Annotated in this window: 15 protein-coding genes and 1 pseudogene; 8 read left to right on the top strand and 8 right to left on the bottom strand. The window is 72.9% G+C overall.

Annotated features, from left to right (window positions below):
• Window positions 1–106: 106 nt before the first annotated feature.
• From acs to ACYQ0U_RS13150, 3 genes are all read right to left on the bottom strand, one after another.
• Entirely contained in the window at window positions 107–2,101 is a 1,995-nt protein-coding gene (gene acs, locus ACYQ0U_RS13160; RefSeq protein WP_459973551.1) for an acetate--CoA ligase, read from the bottom strand.
• 78 nt (window positions 2,102–2,179) lie between these two features.
• Window positions 2,180–3,814, bottom strand: coding sequence for a solute symporter family protein (locus tag ACYQ0U_RS13155; RefSeq protein ID WP_459973549.1), 1,635 nt, complete (start codon window positions 3,812–3,814; stop codon window positions 2,180–2,182).
• A 1-nt stretch (window position 3,815) separates the two neighbouring features.
• Window positions 3,816–4,178: a DUF485 domain-containing protein gene (locus tag ACYQ0U_RS13150; protein WP_459973547.1), complete on the bottom strand. Its 363-nt coding sequence runs from the start codon at window positions 4,176–4,178 to the stop codon at window positions 3,816–3,818.
• Window positions 4,179–4,536: 358 nt separating this feature from the next.
• On the opposite strand from ACYQ0U_RS13150, the gene ACYQ0U_RS13145 reads away from it, so the two are divergent.
• The 6 genes from ACYQ0U_RS13145 to ACYQ0U_RS13120 all read left to right on the top strand — a co-directional run bounded on the left by ACYQ0U_RS13145 (window position 4,537) and on the right by ACYQ0U_RS13120 (window position 13,606).
• Window positions 4,537–5,994, top strand: a complete 1,458-nt coding sequence (locus tag ACYQ0U_RS13145; protein ID WP_459973545.1) for an MFS transporter — start codon at window positions 4,537–4,539, stop codon at window positions 5,992–5,994.
• A complete protein-coding gene (locus tag ACYQ0U_RS13140; protein WP_459973542.1) occupies window positions 5,995–8,088 on the top strand; it encodes a molybdopterin oxidoreductase family protein in 2,094 nt (697 codons plus the stop codon).
• A gap of 157 nt (window positions 8,089–8,245) precedes the next feature.
• Window positions 8,246–9,607 carry an FAD-dependent oxidoreductase gene (locus ACYQ0U_RS13135; RefSeq protein WP_459973540.1) on the top strand — a complete coding sequence of 454 codons (1,362 nt, stop codon included), beginning with the start codon at window positions 8,246–8,248 and terminating at the stop codon, window positions 9,605–9,607.
• Window positions 9,604–12,111, top strand: coding sequence for a nitrite reductase large subunit NirB (nirB, locus tag ACYQ0U_RS13130; protein ID WP_459973538.1), 2,508 nt, complete (start codon window positions 9,604–9,606; stop codon window positions 12,109–12,111). The genes ACYQ0U_RS13135 and nirB overlap by 4 nt, the downstream gene beginning before the upstream one ends.
• Window positions 12,108–12,434, top strand: coding sequence for a nitrite reductase small subunit NirD (gene nirD / locus ACYQ0U_RS13125; RefSeq protein WP_459973536.1), 327 nt, complete (start codon window positions 12,108–12,110; stop codon window positions 12,432–12,434). Before nirB ends, nirD begins: the two co-directional genes overlap by 4 nt.
• On the top strand, window positions 12,434–13,606 hold the full coding sequence (locus tag ACYQ0U_RS13120) for a uroporphyrinogen-III synthase (protein WP_459973534.1): 1,173 nt from the start codon (window positions 12,434–12,436) through the stop codon (window positions 13,604–13,606). Before nirD ends, ACYQ0U_RS13120 begins: the two co-directional genes overlap by 1 nt.
• Here ACYQ0U_RS13120 and ACYQ0U_RS13115 read toward each other — a convergent pair.
• From ACYQ0U_RS13115 to ACYQ0U_RS13100, 4 genes are read right to left on the bottom strand one after another with little or no spacing between them, the layout of a single operon-like run.
• Window positions 13,586–15,103 carry a sodium/solute symporter gene (locus tag ACYQ0U_RS13115; RefSeq protein ID WP_459973532.1) on the bottom strand — a complete coding sequence of 506 codons (1,518 nt, stop codon included), beginning with the start codon at window positions 15,101–15,103 and terminating at the stop codon, window positions 13,586–13,588. The genes ACYQ0U_RS13120 and ACYQ0U_RS13115 overlap by 21 nt on opposite strands.
• The gene (locus tag ACYQ0U_RS13110) at window positions 15,100–15,471 is read right to left on the bottom strand and encodes a DUF485 domain-containing protein (protein WP_459973530.1); all 372 of its coding nucleotides are present in this window, start codon (window positions 15,469–15,471) and stop codon (window positions 15,100–15,102) included. The genes ACYQ0U_RS13115 and ACYQ0U_RS13110 overlap by 4 nt, the downstream gene beginning before the upstream one ends.
• Window positions 15,468–16,190, bottom strand: coding sequence for a LytR/AlgR family response regulator transcription factor (locus ACYQ0U_RS13105; protein ID WP_459973528.1), 723 nt, complete (start codon window positions 16,188–16,190; stop codon window positions 15,468–15,470). Before ACYQ0U_RS13105 ends, ACYQ0U_RS13110 begins: the two co-directional genes overlap by 4 nt.
• The gene (locus tag ACYQ0U_RS13100; RefSeq protein ID WP_459973526.1) at window positions 16,187–17,302 is read right to left on the bottom strand and encodes a sensor histidine kinase; all 1,116 of its coding nucleotides are present in this window, start codon (window positions 17,300–17,302) and stop codon (window positions 16,187–16,189) included. Before ACYQ0U_RS13100 ends, ACYQ0U_RS13105 begins: the two co-directional genes overlap by 4 nt.
• A gap of 179 nt (window positions 17,303–17,481) precedes the next feature.
• Here ACYQ0U_RS13100 and ACYQ0U_RS13095 point away from each other — a divergent pair.
• Window positions 17,482–17,934 (top strand): annotated as a pseudogene (locus ACYQ0U_RS13095) (SGNH/GDSL hydrolase family protein); the annotation flags it as partial.
• On the opposite strand, the gene ACYQ0U_RS13090 reads toward ACYQ0U_RS13095, so the two are convergent.
• The gene (locus tag ACYQ0U_RS13090) at window positions 17,931–18,743 is read right to left on the bottom strand and encodes a class I SAM-dependent methyltransferase (RefSeq protein ID WP_459973524.1); all 813 of its coding nucleotides are present in this window, start codon (window positions 18,741–18,743) and stop codon (window positions 17,931–17,933) included. The pseudogene ACYQ0U_RS13095 and the gene ACYQ0U_RS13090 overlap by 4 nt on opposite strands.
• Before the next feature lie 77 nt (window positions 18,744–18,820).
• Here ACYQ0U_RS13090 and ACYQ0U_RS13085 point away from each other — a divergent pair, with 77 nt between their 5' ends.
• Window positions 18,821–19,504, top strand: a complete 684-nt coding sequence (locus tag ACYQ0U_RS13085) for a Fic family protein (protein ID WP_459973522.1) — start codon at window positions 18,821–18,823, stop codon at window positions 19,502–19,504.
• Window positions 19,505–19,608: the final 104 nt, after the last annotated feature.

Genomic DNA, 19,608 nt, shown 5'->3' with positions numbered 1-19,608 from the left:
GACTGCCGACCAGACTTCCCGGCGCACCGTGGTCCACCCTACAAGCGGGTCTCGGCGCAGCTCCCGGGGCGCCCCCGCTGGGGACGCCCCGGGACGTGAAGCAACCTCAGTCCTCGCCCTTGCCCGAGTCGACGCCCTTGCTGATGAGGTCCATGACGGAGCTGTCGGCGAGGGTGGTGACGTCGCCGACCTCACGGTGCTCGGCGACGTCGCGCAGGAGGCGGCGCATGATCTTGCCGGAGCGGGTCTTGGGGAGCTCGGGCACGACCATGATCTGCCGCGGCGTCGCGATCGGGCCGATCTCCTTGCGGACGTGCTGGCGCAGCTCCTGCACGATGTCCTCGCCGCCGTCGCCGGCCTCCTCGCGCAGGATGACGAACGCGCAGACCGCCTGGCCGGTGTCCTCGTCCTTGGCGCCGACGACCGCGGCCTCGGCGACCTTGGGGTGGGAGACGAGGGCGGACTCGATCTCGGTGGTCGAGAGCCGGTGGCCCGAGACGTTCATGACGTCGTCGACCCGGCCGAGGACCCAGAAGTCGCCGTCCTCGTCCTTCTTGGCGCCGTCACCGGCGAAGTAGAAGCCCTCCTTGGCGAAGCGGGACCAGTAGGTGTCCTTGAACCGCTCGTCGTCGCCCCAGATCGTGCGGAGCATCGAGGGCCACGGCTCGGTGAGCACGAGGTAGCCGCCGGAGCCGTTCGGGACCGCCTTGCCCTCCTCGTCCACGACCTCGGCGGCGACGCCCGGGATCGGCGTCATCGCCGAGCCCGGCTTGCCGGCGGTGACGCCCGGCAGCGGGCTGATCATGATCGCGCCGGTCTCGGTCTGCCACCACGTGTCCACGACCGGGGTGCGGTCGCCGCCGATGACGTGGCGGTACCAGACGTACGCCTCGGGGTTGATCGGCTCGCCGACCGACCCGAGGATCCGCAAGGACGACAGGTCGAAGCGGTCGGGGATCTCCCGGCCCTGCTTCATGAACGAACGGATCGCGGTGGGGGCGGTGTAGAAGATCGTCACCCCGTAGTCCTGGATGATCTTCCACCAGCGGCCGCGCTCGGGGCTGTCGGGCGTGCCCTCGTACATCACCTGCGTGGCGCCGTTCGCGAGCGGCCCGTAGACCATGTAGGAGTGGCCGGTGACCCAGCCGATGTCGGCCGAGCACCAGTAGACGTCGGTCTCGGGCTTGAGGTCGAAGACCGCCCAGTGCGTGTACGACGTGCCGACCAGGTAGCCGCCCGTCGTGTGCAGGATGCCCTTCGGCTTGCCGGTGGTGCCCGAGGTGTACATGACATACAGCGGGTGCTCGCTGTCGAACGCCTCCGGCGTGTGATCGGCCGATGCCCCGTCGACCGCGTCGTGCCACCACACGTCGACGGCGTCGTCCCACTCGACATCCTGGCCGGTACGCCGGACGACCAGCACCTTCTCCACCACGTGCCCGCTGCTGGCGGTCTTCGTGCGGGCCTCGTCCACTGCCGGCTTCAGCGCCGACGCGGACCCGCGGCGGTAGCCGCCGTCGGAGGTGACGACGACCTTGGCCTGGCAGTCCTCGAGCCGCGACGCGAGCGCGTCGGCCGAGAAGCCGCCGAACACCACGGTGTGCGGGGCGCCGATGCGCGCGCACGCCAGCATCGCCACGACCGCCTCGGGGATCATCGGCAGGTAGATCGCGACCCGGTCGCCGGTCCGCACGCCGAGCTCGGTCAGCGCGTTCGCTGCCTTCGAGACCTCGTCCTTGAGCTCGGCATAGGTGATGTCGCGGGTGTCGTCCTCGGGCTCGCCCACCCAGTGCAGCGCGACCTTGTCGCCGCGGCCGGCCTCGACGTGCCGGTCCACGCAGTTGTACGCCGCGTTGAGCCTGCCCCCGACGTACCACTTGGCGAACGGCGGGTCGTCCCAGTCGAGGACCCGGTCCCACCTCGTGTCCCAGTCCAGGCGCTCGGCCTGCTCGGCCCAGAACGCCTCACGGTCCTCGCGGGCCCGGTCGTAGGCCTCGGCCTTGAGGTTGGCGTTCTCCGCGATCTCGGCCGGCGGCTCGAACCGGCGGTCCTCCTTGAGGAGGTTGGACAGCGTTCCACTCTCAGACGACTCAGTGCTCACAGTTGCTCCTGCGTGTTCGGGTGCGGAAGTAGTGGTACCCGCCACAGTAGGACGTGGCGGGTACCGAGGGGATGGGGGTCAGTGCTGGACGGCCTGCTCGGCGCCCGCGCCGGTGAGGGCACGGACCTCCAGCTCGGTGTAGCGCTCCTCGGCCGCCGGCTCCTTCGACGTCACGGTCCCGAGCCAGCCGAGGAAGAAGGCCAGCGGGATCGACACGATGCCGGGGTTCTCCAGCGGAAACCACGAGATGTCGATGCTCGTCGGCAGCAGCGAGAGGTTCTTGCCGCTGACCGGGTCGACGCCCTTGCCGGACATGATCGGCGAGAAGATCACCAGGCCGACCGACGAGATCAGGCCGCCGTAGATGCTCCAGACCGCGCCGCGGGTGTTGAAGCGCTTCCAGAACATGTTGTAGAGGATCGACGGCAGGTTGGCCGACGCCGCGATCGCGAAGGCGAGGGCGACGAGGAAGGCGATGTTGAGGCGCTGTGCCGGGATCGCCAGCAGGATCGCGATCAGGCCGATCACGCAGGCCGCGATCCGGGTGACCCGGAGCTCCTGCGCCTCGGTGGCCGTGCCGCGCTTGCCCACGCTGTTGTAGAGGTCGTGCGCCACGCTCACCGACGAGGCGAGGGTGAGGCCTGCGACCACGGCGAGGATCGTCGCGAACGCGACCGCCGAGATCAGCGCGAGCAGCACCGCGCCGCCGGTCGAACCCTCGCCGCCGCCGACCGCCTCGGCCAGGAGCGGCGAGGCCAGGTTGCCGCCGGTGGCCGCGACCTCGGCGTACTTGTCGGAGGAGAGCAGGGCCGCGGCACCGAAGCCGAGGACCAGCGTGAAGAGGTAGAACGTGCCGATCAGGCCGATCGCCCACAGCACCGACTTCCGGGCGTCGCGCGAGGTCGGCACCGTGTAGAAGCGGATCAGGATGTGCGGCAGGCCCGCGGTGCCCAGCACCAGCGCGATGCCCAGGCTGAGGAAGTCGATCTTGCTCGTCGTGGACACGCCGTACTTCAGCCCGGGCTCCAGGAACGCCTGGCCCTTGCCGCTGTTGGAGGCGGCGGTGCCGAGCAGGTCGGAGAGGTTGAAGCCGAACTTCGCGAGCACCAGCACGACGATCAGCGCCGAGCCGCCCATGAGCAGGACCGCCTTGACGATCTGCACCCAGGTGGTGCCCTTCATGCCGCCGACGGTGACGTAGAAGATCATCAGCGCGCCGACGATGAAGATCGTGACGTTCTTGGCCGCGTCTCCCTCGACGCCGAGCAGCAGCGCCACGAGAGCGCCCGCGCCGACCATCTGGGCGAGCAGGTAGAAGATCGAGACGACGACGGTCGAGGTGGCGGCCGCCGTACGCACCGGGCGCTGGCGCATGCGGAACGCGAGCTGGTCGGCCATCGTGTAGCGGCCCGAGTTGCGCAGCATCTCCGCGACGAGCAGCAGGGCCACGAGCCATGCGACCAGGAACCCGATCGAGTAGAGGAAGCCGTCGTACCCGCTGAGCGCGATGGCGCCCGAGATGCCGAGGAACGACGCCGCCGACATGTAGTCGCCGCCGATCGCGAGGCCGTTCTGGACGCCGGAGAAGCCGCGACCGCCGGCGTAGAAGTCCGCGGCGCCCTTGGTCTGCCGGCTCGCCCAGAAGGTGATCCCGACGGTCAGGAGGACGACGAGGAGGAACAGGGTGGTGGTGAGTGCCTGGTCGCTGTCCACGTCAGCGCTCCTTCCGGGTCAGGTCGAGGTACTGCTCGTCGAGCTTGCGGGCGAGCGGATCCAGCCTGCTGGTCGAGTACCGGCTGTAGAGCCACGCGAGCAGGAACGTCGTCACGAACTGGAGCAGGCCGAAGACCAGCGCGACGTTGATGTTGTCGACGATCTCCTTGCTCATGAGGTCGTGCGCCCACATGCTCAACACGACGTAGAGCAGGTACCACGTCAGGAACGCGACCGTCGCGGGGAACACGAACGAGCGGTAGGCCTGGCGCAGACGCGTGAACTCCGGCTCCTCGTGCAGCCGGTCGTAGGCGGGGTCGTGCCGAGCCGCCTGGTCATGCGGCTCGCGTTGGACATTCGTCACTGGACACCTCGTCTCGGGCAGATGTGATGGCCGTCACCGTAGGGACCCGGTGCCCGGCTGCCGAGGGTTCGATGCCTCCTCCGCGCCGAACGGGTCCACGCCGTCGCTGAGCGGTCGGTCTCGCGCGACGAGCGGTCACACCGGCCAGGCACCGTCCGCTAGACGCCGAGTCGGCGCAGATTCATGGTGAATCAGCGCCGACTCGGCGGGCGGAGGCTGAGACAGCGCCGACTCGGCGGGAGGGGGTGAGGGTTTCAGGGGCGTGAGGTCGTGAGGGGTGTGAGGCCGTGAGGGGAAGTTGACCTCGCCGGTACGCCGGCCGGGTGCAGGTGTTACGTGCGCTGCCGAGATTGGATCCATGACGAGCACGCAGCAGGGACGGTGGATCGACGACTGGCGTCCCGAGGACCCGGAGTTCTGGGAGAACGGCGGGAAGCAGGTCGCGCGGCGCAACCTGATCTGGTCGATCTTCGCCGAGCACCTCGGGTTCTCGGTGTGGCTGATCTGGAGCGTCAGCTCGGCGTTCCTGCTCCAGATGGGGTTCGCGTTCACGCCGCAGCAGCTGTTCCTGCTGGTGGCCCTGCCGAACCTGGTCGGGTCGCTGCTACGGCTGCCGTACACGTTCGCCGTGCCGAGGTTCGGCGGCCGCAACTGGACGATGATCAGCGCCGCGCTGCTGCTGATCCCGACGCTGCTCTTCGCGGTCGCGGTGCAGGACCCCGGCACGCCGTACTGGGTCTTCTGCCTGATCGCCGCGACCGCGGGCTTCGGCGGCGGCAACTTCGCCAGCTCGATGGCCAACATCAACTTCTTCTACCCGGCGCGGCAGAAGGGCACGGCGCTGGGCCTCAACGCCGCGGGCGGGAACGCCGGCGTCGCGATCATCCAGCTGCTGCTGCCCGTCATCGTCGGCGGCGCCGGGATCTTCGGCCTCGTGCAGGCCTCCGGCGGCGGCATCCACCTGGAGACGGCGGGCTTCGTCTACGCCGGCCTCGCGGTCCTGGCCACGGTCGCGGCGTACCTCTGGATGGACAACCTCACCTCCGCGACCGGCAAGCCGCGCGAGCAGCTCGCGGTCGTGCGCAAGCGGCACACGTGGATCATGGCGTTCCTCTACATCGGGACCTTCGGCTCGTTCATCGGCTACTCGGCCGCGATGCCGCTGCTGATCAAGCTCAACTTCTGGGTGCCCGAGCCCGCGCCGCTCGGCACCGGCATCTACTTCGCCTACTTCGCCTTCCTCGGCGCGGCGATCGGCTCGCTGACCCGCCCGTTCGGCGGCTGGCTCGCCGACCGGTACGGCGGTGCGCGGGTCACGCTCGGCGCGTTCTCCGCGATGGTGGTCTTCACGCTCGCCGTCCTCTGGACGCTCACCCAGCTGACCCCGAACCCCACGGCCGATCCGGCCATCGCGACCGCCAACCAGTCCTGGTTCCCGTGGTTCCTCGGCTTCTTCCTGCTGATCTTCGCGGCCACCGGCATCGGCAACGGATCGACGTACAAGATGATCCCCGCCATCTGGCGGCGCGAGGCGGAGGCCACGACCGAGGCGGGTACGCCGGAGCGCGCGGCCGCCCTCGCCACGGCCACCAAGCAGTCCTCCGCCGCGCTCGGCGTGATCGGTGCGGTCGGCGCGATGGGCGGCTTCCTGATCCCGATCGCGTTCAGCTCCCCGTGGGTCGACGACCCGCTGGCCGCGACCAAGGGCGCGTTCATGGTGTTCACGAGCTTCTACGTGCTCTGTGCGCTGGTCACCTTCACCGTGTACCTCCGCCAGCCCGTCAAGGCGCGCGAGCTCGCGGTCGCCGGGGTCTGAATGACCACGACGCACTGCCCCTACTGCTCGCTCCAGTGCGGCATGACCCTGGCCCGGGTCGGTCGGCGCCTGGAGGTGCAGCCGTGGCCGGAGTTCCCCGTCAATCAGGGGGCGCTGTGCCGCAAGGGCTGGACGGCGACCGGGCTCCGCGGCCACCGCGAGCGGCTCACCACGCCGCTGCTGCGCGACCGTGCGAGCGGTGAGCTGCGGGCGGCCGGGTGGGACGAGGCGCTCGACCACGTCGCCGCGCGGCTCCGGGACCTCCAGCAGCAGCACGGCGAGGACGCCGTCGGCGTCTTCGGCGGCGGCGGCCTGACCAACGAGAAGGCCTACCACCTCGGCAAGCTCGCCCGGGTCGCGCTCGGCACCAGCCAGGTCGACTACAACGGCCGCTGGTGCATGTCCTCGGCCGCGTCGGCGTCCAACACCGCCTTCGGCGTCGACCGCGGGCTGCCGTTCCCGCTCGCCGACCTCGAGCACACCGACGTGCTGGTCCTGGTCGGCTCGAACCTCGCCGAGACCATGCCGCCGGCGGCCCGGCACCTCGACCGGCTGCGCCAGAACGGCGGCCACGTCGTCGTCATCGACCCGCGCCGCACCGCCACCGCCGACCGCGCGGACACGTTCCTCCAGCCGGTGCCCGGCACCGACCTTCCGCTCGCGCTCGGCCTCCTGCACCTGCTCGACGCCACCGGCGCCGTCGACGAGGCGTACGTCGCCGCGCGCACCCACGGCTGGCCCGACGTCCAGCGGTCGGTCGCCGCCTGGTGGCCCGAGCGGGTCGAGCGGGTGACCGGGGTGTCCGCGGGCGAGCTCCGCGCGCTGGCCGGGCTGATCGGGAGCGCGGAGAAGGTCATGGTGCTCACCGCCCGCGGCGCCGAGCAGCACGCGCAGGGCACCGACACCGTGCTCGCCTGGATCGACGTGGCGCTGGCGCTCGGCATGCCCGGCAAGCGGTACGCCGGCTACGGCTGCCTCACCGGGCAGGGCAACGGCCAGGGCGGGCGCGAGCACGGGCAGAAGGCCGACCAGCTCCCGGGCTACCGGATGATCGACGACCCGCAGGCGCGCGCCCACGTCGCGCGGGTCTGGGGCGTCGACGCCGACACGATCCCCGGCAAGGGCCGGTCGGCGTACGAGCTCCTCGACGCCCTCGGCACCGACGACGGCCCGAAGGCGCTGCTGGTCTTCGGCTCCAACATCGTGGTCTCCGCGCCCAACGCCACCCACGTCACCGGGCGCCTCCAGGATCTCGACCTGCTGGTCGTCGCCGACATCGTGATGAGCGAGACCGCGGCGCTGGCCGACGTCGTCCTGCCGGTCACGCAGTGGGCCGAGGAGACCGGCACCATGACCAACCTCGAGGGCCGGGTCGTCCTGCGCCAGCAGGCCGTCGAGCCACCGCACGGTGTCCGCAGCGACCTCGAGGTGATCGCCGGGATCGCCGCGCGCCTGGGGCACGACTTCGCGACCGACCCCGAGGAGGTCTTCGCCGAGCTCGGCCGGGCCTCCGCCGGCGGGCGGGCCGACTACTCCGGCATCACCTACGACCGGATCCGCGAGGAGCACGGCGTCTTCTGGGGCTCGCCCCGGATGTTCGAGGAGCGCTTCGCGCACGCCGACGGCCGCGCCCGGTTCGTCGCGGTGGAGCACCGCGGCCCGGCCGAGCCCGTCGACCCGGCGTACCCCCTGCACCTGACGACGGGCCGGGTGCTCGCGCAGTACCAGTCCGGCGCCCAGACCCGCCGGGTCGCCGAGCTCCCCGACGACGGCCCGTTCGTCGAGCTGCACCCGATGCTGGCGACGAGGATCGGGGCGTACGACGGGCAGCCGGTCGTCGTCACCACGCGCCGCGGCGAGCTCAAGGCGCCGGCGCGCGTGGTCGACACGATCCGCCCCGACACGGTCTTCGTGCCGTTCCACTGGGTCGGCGCCAACCGGCTCACCAACGACGCGCTCGACCCGTCGAGCCGGATGCCGGAGTTCAAGGCATGTGCCTGCCGGGTGACCGTGCGGGCCTCGACGACCACGAGACCAGTCCCGCATCCCGCGCGCCCCGGTCTTGCCTCCGTTGCCGCGGCGGTGCGCGCATGACGCGCCGGGCGGCGGGCGGTGCGTCAGCCACCGTTTCGCTGCGGCAGAAGGTGGCTGACGCACCGCTGGTCCGGGGCGCCCGGGGCGGGCGGTGCGTGAGCCACCGTTTCGGCACGGCGAACGGTGGCCAACCCACCGCCAGCCCGGGGCGGCGCGCATGAGGACCGTGATCGTCGGCGCGGGCATGGCCGCCGCGCGCCTGGCCGACGGGCTCGCGGGCCACCCCGGACACATCGTGACGCTGCTCGGGGACGAGCCGCACGCGCCGTACAACCGGATCCTGCTCTCCGCCGTGCTCGAGGGCACGCACAGCCCGGCCAGCCTGACGCTCCCGATGCCCCAGGAGCGGGCGAGCGTCGACGTGCGGCTCGGCACCCGCGTCGTCGAGATCCACCGCGAGGACCGCGAGGTCGAGCTCGCCGACCGCTCCCGCGTGCCGTACGACGCCCTGGTGCTCGCCACCGGCAGCATCCCCACGCTGCCGCCCATCCGCGGGCTGGTGCGGGTGGACGGCCGGCTGGACGAGCGGGTGCACGCCTTCCGCAGCCTGGACGACTGCCTCCGTCTCGACGCCGCGGTCCGGCACGCGACCCGGGCGGTGGTGGTCGGCGGCGGTCTGCTCGGCCTCCAGGTCGCCCGCGCGCTGGCCGTCCGCGGCCTCGCGACCGAGGTGGTCGAGGGCGGCGACCACCTGCTCCGCAGCCAGGTCGACGCCAAGGCCGGCGCGATCCTGGCCCGCGACCTGTTGCGGCTCGGCACCGCCGTCTACACCGGCGCCCGGGCCACCCGGCTGACCACCACCGGACTCGTCCTCGACAACGGCTACACCCTCGACACCGACCTCGTCGTGCTCACCGCCGGCGGCCGCCCGTCGACCGCTCTCGCGAGGCGAGCGGGCCTGGACGTCCGCCGCGGCGTCGTGGTCGACCACCTGCTGCGCACCAACGACCCGGCCATCCACGCCATCGGCGACTGCGCCCAGCACGGGAGGCAGGCGACCGGCTTCGTCCCGCCCGCCTGGGAGCAGGCCGGCCTCCTCGCCCGGCACCTCACCGGCGAGGCCGTCCGCTACGACGGCGCCCGCACCGTCGCCCGGCTCCGCGCCACCGGCCTCGACGTCGCCGTGCTGGGTGACCCCGAGCGCGTCGACGGCCAGGTCGTCGAGGTGTCGAACCCGGTCACCGGCAGCCACCGCAAGCTCGTCGTCCGTGACGGCGTCATCGTCGGCGCCACCCTCGTCGGCGACCTGTCCCGCATCGGGCTCATCACCCAGCACTACGACCGCGGCACGGTCCTCGGGCCGCACGAGCCCGGCGACCTGCTGATGAACGAGCGACCGGTCGCCCCCGTCGCCCTCCCCGACGACGCCGAGGTCTGCGCCTGCGCGGGCGTCAGCGCCGGCCGGATCCGCGCCTGCGCGTCCCTCGAGGACGCCCGGGACACCACCCGCGCCACCACCGGCTGCGGCGGCTGCCTCTCCGCCGTCCGCGACCTCGTCACCGAAGGAGTCCTCGCATGAACACCCACCTCCGGAAGAAGCTGGTCGTCGTCGGACACGGCATGGTCGGCCACCGCTTCGTGCAGGCCGCGATCGAGCGCGGCCTCACCGAGACCCACGACGTCGTGGTCGTGGGCGAGGAGCCGCGTCCGGCGTACGACCGCGTCGCGCTCACCTCGTTCTTCGAGGTCGGCGCGGAGGCGCTCTCGCTGCTGCCCGAGAGCGAGTACGACGACCCGCGGGTCACGGTGCGCCTCGGCACCGCCGTCGAGGGCTTCGACCACGAGACCCGCACGGTGCTGCTCGGCGACGGCGACGTCCTCGCGTACGACGAGCTGGTGCTGGCCACCGGCGCGGCACCGTTCGTGCCGCCGGTGCCGGGCCACGAGCTCCCGGGCTGCTTCGTGTACCGGACCATCGAGGACCTCGAGGCGATCCGGGCCGCGGCCGTGGGTGGTCGCACCGGCGTGGTGATCGGCGGCGGGCTGCTCGGCCTCGAGGCCGCGAACGCCCTGCGCCAGCTGGGCCTCGACACCCACGTGGTCGAGATGGCGCCGCGGCTGATGGCGGTCCAGGTCGACGACGCGGGCGGCGCGACCCTCCGCCGGCACATCGAGCAGCTCGGCCTCACGGTGCACACCGGCGCGATGACCGAGCGGGTGCTGGGCGAGGAGCGCGCGACCGGCCTGGCGCTGAAGGACCGGGACCCGGTCGACGCCGACGTCGTCGTGTTCTCCGCCGGCATCCGCCCCCGCGACGGGCTCGCCCGGGCAGCCGGCCTGGAGGTGGCCGAGCGCGGCGGCGTACTCGTCGACGAGCGGTGCCGCTCCTCCGACGACCACGTGTGGGCGATCGGCGAGTGCGCGGCGCCCGCGGGACGGATGTACGGGCTGGTCGCGCCCGGCTACGCGATGGCCGAGGTCGTCGTCGACGCGCTGCTCGGGGGCCCGGGCACGTTCGAGGGCGCCGACATGTCCACCAAGCTCAAGCTGCTCGGTGTCGACGTCGCCAGCTTCGGTGACGCGCACGCGACGACCGAGGGCGCGCTCGAGCTCGTCTACTCCGACGCGGTCGCCGGCGTCTACAAGAAGCTGGTGATCTCCGAGGACGGCACCCAGCTGCTCGGCGGCGTGCTGGTCGGCGACGCGTCGGCGTACGGCGTGCTCCGGCCGATGGTCGCCTCCGGCATCACGCTGCCGGAGAACCCCGAGGACCTGATCCTCCCCACCGGCCGCGGCGCCGCCGAGATCGGGCTGCCCGACGAGGCCCAGGTCTGCTCGTGCAACGACGTCACCAAGGGCGACATCGTCGCCGCCGCCGAGGCCGGCGAGTCCACCCGCGCTGGGAGCACCTGCGGCTCCTGCAAGGCGCAGACGAAGAGGATCATCGAGGACTACTACGCCACCCAGGGCAAGGTCGTCGACCGGTCGCTCTGCGAGCACTTCGCGATGACCCGCCAGGAGCTCTTCGACGTCGTGGCGGTGCACGGCTACACGTCCTTCGACCAGGTCGTCGAGGGGCACGGCACCGGCCGCGGGTGCGACCTCTGCAAGCCCGCGATCGCGTCGATCCTCGCCAGCCAGCTGGGCGGGCACGTCCTCGAGCGCGGCAACCGCACCCTCCAGGACACCAACGACGCCTACCTCGCCAACATCCAGCGCAACGGCACCTACTCGGTCGTCCCGCGCATCCCCGGCGGCGAGATCACCCCGGAGAAGCTGATCGTGATCGGGGAGGTCGCCCGCGACTTCGGGCTCTACACGAAGATCACCGGGGGTCAGCGCATCGACCTGTTCGGCGCCCGGGTCGAGCAGCTGCCCGCGATCTGGCGGCGGCTCGTCGACGCCGGCTTCGAGTCCGGCCACGCCTACGGGAAGTCGCTGAGGACGGTGAAGTCCTGCGTCGGCTCGACCTGGTGCCGGTACGGCGTGCAGGACTCGGTCGGGCTCGCGATCGACCTCGAGCTGCGCTACCGGGGCCTGCGGTCGCCGCACAAGCTCAAGGGCGGCGTGAGCGGCTGTGCCCGCGAGTGCGCCGAGGCGCGCGGCAAGGACTTCGGCGTGATCGCCACCGAGAAGGGCTGGAACCTCTACGTCGGCGGCAACGGCGGCGCCACCCCGGCCCACGCCCGGCTGCTCGCCGGCGACCTCGACACCGAGACGCTGGTGCGCTACCTCGACCGGTTCCTCATGTACTACATCCGCACCGCCGACCGACTCCAGCGCACGGCGCCGTGGATCGACTCGCTCGACGGCGGGCTCGACCGCGTCCGCGAGGTCGTGGTGGACGACGCGCTCGGCCTCGGCTCCGAGCTGGAGGCGGCGATGGCGCGGCACGTCGACTCCTACTTCGACGAGTGGAAGGCCACCATCGACGACCCCGAGAAGCTCCAGCGCTTCGTGTCGTTCGTCAACGCCCCCGGCGTACCCGACCCGAGCATCAGCTTCCGCGAGGAGCGTGGCCAGATCGCGCCCGACACCCCCGTGGACCTGGGTGCGACGATTCCCGTGGGAGCCCCCCGGTGACCCCCGTGTGCCGCCTCGACCAGATCGAGGTCGAGGGCGGCGTCGCGGCCCTCGTCGGCGGCGTCGCGGTCGCAATCTTCCGGACACACGACGGAAACGTCTATGCGATCTCCAACGAGGACCCTTGGAGCAACGCATCGGTGCTGGCGCGGGGGATCGTCGGGACGCGCGGCGAGATCCCGTTCGTCGCGTCGCCGATGCACAAGCAGGCCTTCGACCTGCGCACCGGGCAGTGCCTCGACGACGCGGCGGTCCGGGTCCCGGCGTACGACGTGCGCGTCGAGGACGGCGTCGTGCTGGTCGGTCCACCGATGGAGACCTAGTGACTGAATCGCTTCCGTTGAGCGGCTTCCGCATCGGCGTGACGGCCGCGCGGAAGGTAGACGAGCAGATCGCGCTCCTGGTACGCCGGGGGGCGACCGTCGAGTGGGCGCCGGCCCTGTCGCTCGACCCGAACCACGTGGACGACGCCGAGCTCCGGGCCGCGACCGAGGACGTGCTGGCCGCGCCGGTCGACATGTTCCTCGCGACGACCGGCATCGGGATGAGGGCCTGGCTGGACGCCGCCGAGCGGTGGGGCTTGCTGGAGCCGCTGCTCGAGACGCTGGGGTCCGCGGAGATCCTGGCCCGTGGCCCGAAGAGCGTCGGCGCCCTGCGGCGGCGCGGGCTGCGGGAGATGTGGGCGCCGGAGTCGGAGTGCTTCGAGGACGTGCTGGAGCACCTGCGGGGCCGGTCGCTCGAGGGCGTGCGCATCGTCGTGCAGGAGCACGGCCAGTCGCTGTCGATGGTCGCCCACGCCCTGCGCCGGCAGGGCGCGGACGTCACGACGGTCACCGTCTACCGGGTCGCGTCGGCCGACGACCCCGAGCCGATGTTCAAGCTGGTGGACCAGATCGCCGACGGCCAGCTCGACGCGGTGACCTTCACCTCCGCCCCGGCCGTGGCCGCGCTGATGGAGGCCGCCGGGTCGACCGGCCGGCGCGACGAGGTCGTGTCGGCGTTCCAGGCGGACGTCGTCGCGGCCTGCGTCGGCCCGGTCACCGCCGCGGCGTTCGAGATGTGGGGGGTGCCCACGATCTACCCCGAGCGGTCCCGCCTGGGAGCGATGGTGAAGCAGCTCGAGGCCGAGCTGCCGTCCCGGCGCTCCGGCCTGGCGATCGAGCTCGCCGACGGCCGCCAGCTCCTCCTGCACGGCGAGGACGTGCTGCTCGACGGCGTCGAGGTGAAGCTGTCGCCCGCCCCCACCGCCGTCCTCCACGCGCTGGTCGCCAATCCCGGCAACGTCGTGCCCCGCCGGGCCCTGCTCGCCATGCTGCCGTCCGGTACGGCGGGCAGCGAGCACGCCGTCGAGATGGCGGTCGCCCGGCTGCGCGCCGCCCTCGGCACCCGCGCCGTGCAGACGGTCGTGAAGCGGGGCTACCGGCTCGCGGTCAGCTCACCGTCTCTCGCCGAGTCGGCGCTGTTTCATGGTGAATCAGCGCCGACTCGGCGTTGAGCCACGGTCCAGCTCGAGCGTCTCGGGGGTGTGGAGGCGCACCAGGAACCGCCCCGCACCTCGCGGCACCCGGGACGCGGTGAGCAGCGAGACGACGACCATCGTCGCGAGCGAGAGCGGCACGGTCCACGCGGCCGGCTGGCCCATGAGCGTGTCCGCCCAGCCGTCGGGCCGCGAGGTCGCGAGCGTCCAGCCGATCGCGACGCACGAGCCCAGGCCGCCGACCAGCAGCCCGGCGATCGCGCCCACGTCGGTGAGCCGGCGCCACCAGATCCCCAGCAGGAGCAGGGGGCAGAACGTCGCCGCGGCCATCGCGAAGGCCAGCCCGACCGCCCGCGCGACCCCGAGGTTGGGCGCGGCCAGCGCGACCAGGCACGGCACGGTCACCGCGAAGACCGCGCCGAGGCGGAACGCCGCCACGCCGCCCAGCCGCGACCAGGTGCGGCCGAAGACGTCCTGGCTGAGCACGCCCGCCACCGCGATCGACAGGCCCGAGGACGTGGAGAGGAACGCCGCGAACGCGCCGGCGGTCACCAGTCCGGTCAGCAGCTCGCCGAGCGCCCCGTCGACCATGATCCGGGGCAGCTCCAGCACCAGCGCGTCCGACTTCCCGGGCTCGGCCAGCTCGGGCGCGTAGACCCGGCCGAGCGCGCCGTACACCGGTGGCAGCAGGTAGAAGACGCCCAGCAGGGCCAGCACGACCAGCGTGGTCCGGCGGGCGGCCCGGCCGTCGGGGTTCGTGTAGAAGCGGACGACCACGTGGGGCAGGCCCATCGTGCCGAGGAACGTGGCCAGGATGAGGGAGTAGGTGACGTAGAGGCCCTCGCCGCCGCCGGAGGCCAGCGGCACCGACCAGCTCCCGCCGTCGGCGACCCGGGGCGCGCCGTCGCCGGCCCACACGGCGAGCAGCACCGTCGCCGGGATCAGCAGCGCGGTCAGCTTGAGCCAGTACTGGAACGCCTGCACGAACGTGATGCTGCGCATGCCGCCCGAGGTGACGTTGGCGAGCACGACCACGCCGACGATCACCGGGCCGAGCCAGGCCGGGGCGCCGACGGTCGAGCGCAGCGTGATCCCGGCCCCCTGGAACTGCGGCAGCAGGTAGAGCCAGCCGACCGCGACGACCATCAGCGAGCAGACCGAGCGGACCGGCCTCGTGCCGAGCCGCGCCTCGGCGAAGTCGGGCAGCGTGTAGGCGCCCGACCGGCGCAGCGGGGCGGCGACGAGCACGAGCAGCACGAGGTAGCCCGCGGTCCAGCCGACCGGGTACCAGAGCATGTCCGCGCCGAAGGTCAGCACGAGCCCGGCGACGCCGAGGAACGACGCGGCCGAGAGGTACTCGCCGCCGATGGCGCTGGCGTTCAGCCGCGGGCGCACCGACCTGGACGCGACGAAGAAGTCGCTCGTCGTCCGCGAGAAGCGCAGGCCCCACGTGCCGATCAGCAGGGTCGCGAGCGTGACCAGGGTGACGGCGACGATGCCGGGAGCGGCGTTCACCTCTCCACCTCGCTGACCAGCTCGGCGAAGTCGCGCTCGTTGCGCTCGGCCCGGCGCACGTAGGCCCAGCCGAGCCCGAGCAGCGTCGGGTAGACGAGCAGGCCGAGCAGCCACCACGCGAGAGGTACGCCGAGCAGGTCGATGCCGCCCAGGCCCGGCCAGACGTGGAAGGCGAGCGGCAGCGAGCCGATGAGCAGCGCCAGCACGACGAGGATGCCGATCGCCAGTCGCAGCTGCTCGCGCAGCAGCGAGCCGAGGTAGACGCCGCCGAGCCGGGTCTCGTCGTCGATGTCGGAGGTGCGGGTGACCGGCGTGCCGCGTCGGGGCGGGCCGGTCACCCGGACGCGCTCGGGCGGGGTGCTGGTCATCGGCCGGTCCGCTCCCGCAGCAGCATCTCCCGCAGCTCGCGGGTGTGCCGGCGGCTGACACCGAGCTCGACCGGCGGGCTGCCCACCACCACCGTGCAGCGGCCGCTGTCCATCCGCACCTCGCGGACGTGGGCGAGCGAGACCAGCAGCGAGCGGTGGATGCGCACGAAGCCGGCGTCGGCCCAGTCGTCCTCGAGCACCGCCAGCGGCGTGCGGACGAGGTGGGAGTCGCCGGCGGTGTGCAGGCGCGCGTAGTCGCCCTGCGCCTCCACGTGGGTGATGTCGGAGCGGTTGACGAAGCGGGTCACCCCGCCGCGCTCGACGGCCACCTGGGTGTCCTGGTCGGCGCGCGGCTCGGCCCCGACCACCCGGCGTACCGCCTCCGCGAGGCGCTCCGCGCGCACCGGCTTGAGGACGTAGTCGACCGCGTGCACGTCGAACGCCTCGACGGCGTGCTGCTCGTGCGCGGTCACGAACACGACCTGCGGCGGGGTGCGGAAGCGGCCGAGGACCTGGGCGAGCTCGAGGCCGGTGAGGCCGGGCATCTGGATGTCCAGGAACACCACGTCGACCGGCGACTCGTGCAGCAGCCGCAGGCCGTCGGTGGCGGAGTCGCTGGTGAGCACCGCGCCGATCCGGTCGTCCTGCTCGAGCAGGAAGCGGATCTCGTCCAGCGCCGGCCGCTCGTCGTCGATGACCAGCGCGCGCAGGGCGGTCATGCGTGCACCCCCCGGGCGAACTTCGGCACCCGCACGACGACCTTGGTGCCGGCGCCGCGGTTGGTCTCCACGACCAGCCCGTAGTCGTCGCCGAACGCGTTGCGCAGCCGGCCGTCGACGTTCCCGAGCCCGGTCGAGTCCAGGGTGGTGTCGCCGGCGAGCGCGCGGCGCACCACGTCGGGGTCCTCGCCTGCGCCGTCGTCCTCGACCTCGATCACGCACTGCTGGCCCTGGTCGCGCGCGACGATCCGGATGTGGCCCCCGCCCTCGGCGTCCTCGAGGCCGTGCCGCACGGCGTTCTCCACCAGCGGCTGGATGCACAGGAACGGGACGGCGACCGGCAGCACCTCCGGGGCGATCCGCAACGTCACCCGGAGACGGTCCCCGAACCTGGCCTGTTCGAGCAGCAGGTAGCGCTCGACCGACCGGAGCTCCTCGGCGAGCGTCGTGTACTCACCGTGCCGGCGGAAGGAGTAGCGGGTGAAGTCCGCGAACTCCAGCAGCAGCTCGCGCGCCCGGTCGGGGTCGGTGCGCACGAAGCTCGCGATCGCGCCGAGGGAGTTGTAGATGAAGTGCGGGCTGATCTGCGCGCGCAGCGCCCGGACCTCGGCCTCCATCAGCCGGGTGCGGCTGGCGTCGAGCTCGGCCAGCTCCAGCTGGCCGCTCACCCACTGCGCGACCTCGTCGGCCGCGCGGGCCAGGCCCGCGGTCGCGTGCGGCGAGAACGCTTGGAGGGTCCCGACCACGCGCTCCTCGACCACCAGCGGGCTGACGATCGCGGCGCGGATCGCGCAGCCGGGTACGTCGCACGGCAGGTCGCCGCGGTCGAACATCCGCGTCCTGCCCCGGTCGACGGTCGCGACCGCGAGCCGGCCGCACTGGTCCTCGTGGTGCTGGCCGGGGCCGTGCCACGCGAGCGACCCGGCGGTGTCGGTCAGCGCGAGCGCCGGCGTACCGAGCAGGTCGTGGAGGTGGCGCAGGCTGCGCTCGGCGCTGTCGCGGTTGAGCCCGGTGCGCAGGGCGGGGGAGGCGAGCGAGGCGCTGTGCAGCGTCCGGAAGGTGGCGCGGTCGGCCTCCGTCCCGAGATGGCGTCGGCGCCACGGGCGAGTCATGCCGGACAGCATGCCCGACCGGGCGGCGGGTCGGTGCCGGCAGACATCCCGCGGCTCATCGGCGGGTACCGAGGCCGACCGGACCCACCGACCCCGTCGAGGAGGACACCCGATGAGGCTGGCGGTGCTGGGCGACTCGATCGCGTGGGGCCAGGGGGGCAGCGCGCGAGCACGACCGGCTCGGGCCCCGGGTCGCCGAGGCGCTCGCGGCGCACGGGTACGACGCGGACCTGCGGGTCTTCGCCGTACCGGGTGCGCGCAGCCGGGGGCTGGCGGCCCAGGTCGACGCCGCCACCGCATGGCGACCCGGCCTCGTCCTGGTCGTGATCGGGGCGAACGACCTGACGCACCTCGAGCCCGTCGACCTGGCCGTGCCCCATGTGCCCGTGCTGCTGCGCCAGGTCGTCCGCGACAGCTCGGACCTCTACCGCGACCGGCAGACCGCGGCCGTCCTCGCCGCCGGCGGCCACGTGGCCGACCCGGACCAGCGGGCGTCCCGAGCCTTCGGCGCCGACCCCTCGCTGTTCTCCGCCGACCGCTTCCACCCGTCGAGCGCGGGGTACGCCGTCATCGCCGACGCCGTCCTGCCGGCGCTCGTCGACGCCGCGGAGACGCTCGGACAGGCGTCCTAGCGGAAGTCGATCAGCAGCACGTCCGCGTCGGAGCCGTCGTCGGTGACCGGCGTCGACGTCTCCGACGCGTCGTCGGGGGCCGGGTCGGACGTGCCCACGACGGTGGCCCGGAAGCACGAGGTGACGTAGGGGAGCTGCATGCCGTCCATGCCGCGGCCGAAGTCGTCGTAGAACGCCAGGACCTCGGCCAGCTTCGCCACCCGGGCCTCGTCGTCGAGCACGGCGACGTTGGAGCGGGAGAGCGCCAGCTCCTGGATCGAGTCGCGGTCGACGACCTGCCAGTGGCGGAAGGTCGCGTCCTCGACGAAGCCGAAGTGGCTCGACAGCACCAGCGGCTCCTCGCTGTGCTGCTGGTCATGGTTGCCGATCAGGGCGCCCAGCCGCTTCACCCACGGGATCCGCTCGTCGCGCCGGTTCCACACCAGCGCCAGCCGGCCGCCGGGCCGGAGCACGCGGGCGATCTCCGGCAGCGCCCGCTGGTGGTCGAACCAGTGGAAGGCCTGCGCGACCACCACGACGTCGAAGACCCCGTCGGGTGCAGGGATCTCCTCCGCCGACGCCACCGAGGTGGGTACGTCGGGCAGCCGCTCGCGCAGCCGCGCCAGCATCGCGTCGTCGGGGTCGGTCGCGTGCACGTCGTGGCCGAGCGCGACGAGGACCTCGGTGAGCTTGCCCGTCCCGGCGCCGAGCTCCAGCACCGCGACCGGCTCTTCGCCGACGAGCCAGGCGGCGGCCTCGCGCGGGTAGGACGGGCGGGCGCGGTCGTAGGCGTCGGCCACCGAGCCGAAGGAGAGGGAGGGATCGGTCATCGGTCCCACCGTACCCGTCGTTACGGTTGTTCCTCGTGAGCGCAGATCCCTTGTCCCGGTTGGCTTCCCTCGAAGGCGTGCCGTCGGCCCTGGCGGCCGCCCGGGACGGCATCGACGTCATGCTGCGCGACCGCGGCCTGCGGCGTACCGCTCCGGAGACGACGGCCGAGAGCCTGCTCCGCGGCGCCCACGCGAGCGCCGTGCTGGAGGGATCGGCGTCGTCGCTCGCGTCCGTGCGCGAGGGCACGGGTGACGAGGTCGCCGCCGACGCCGTGCGCGTCTCGACCGAGCTGCTCGCGCTCGCCCCCGCTCTCTCGCGCACGCCGCTCCAGGCGCTGGCCCGCCTCCACGCGCTCGCCGCGGCCGGGCTGCCGGAGGAGTCCCGGGGGCGGCCCCGGGACTCGGCCGCGGCCGACCGGCTCCGCGGCGTCGGCGACCTGCTGACCGCGCCGACGTCCGCCCCGGCGCTGCTGGTCGCGGCGGTCGTGCACGCCGAGATCGCGACGGCCGCGCCGTTCGCCTCGCACAACGGCATCGTCGCCCGCGCCGCCGAGCGGCTGGTGCTGGTCGCCCGCGGGGTCGACGAGAAGTCGCTCGTCGTGCCCGAGGCCGGCCACCTCGCGCTGCGGGCGCAGTACGAGTCCAACCTGCGCGGGTACGCCGCCGGCGGTCCCTCCGGCGTGCACGCCTGGCTGCTCTACGCCGCCGAGGCGTTCGCCGCGGGCGCGGAGGCATCGCCGCTGCGCCGGTCCGCCGAGTAGACGCCGACTCCCGGCCCACCGGGCTCCGAGGACATGCGAACGGCACCCGGCGTTCGAAAGTCGTTGGTCCGGGTGCCGCCGCTGACACGTGAGTCCTGAGCTAC

It is taken from the genome of Nocardioides pyridinolyticus (genome assembly GCF_054653575.1).
This window is presented reverse-complemented; position numbering and strand designations above follow the sequence as displayed.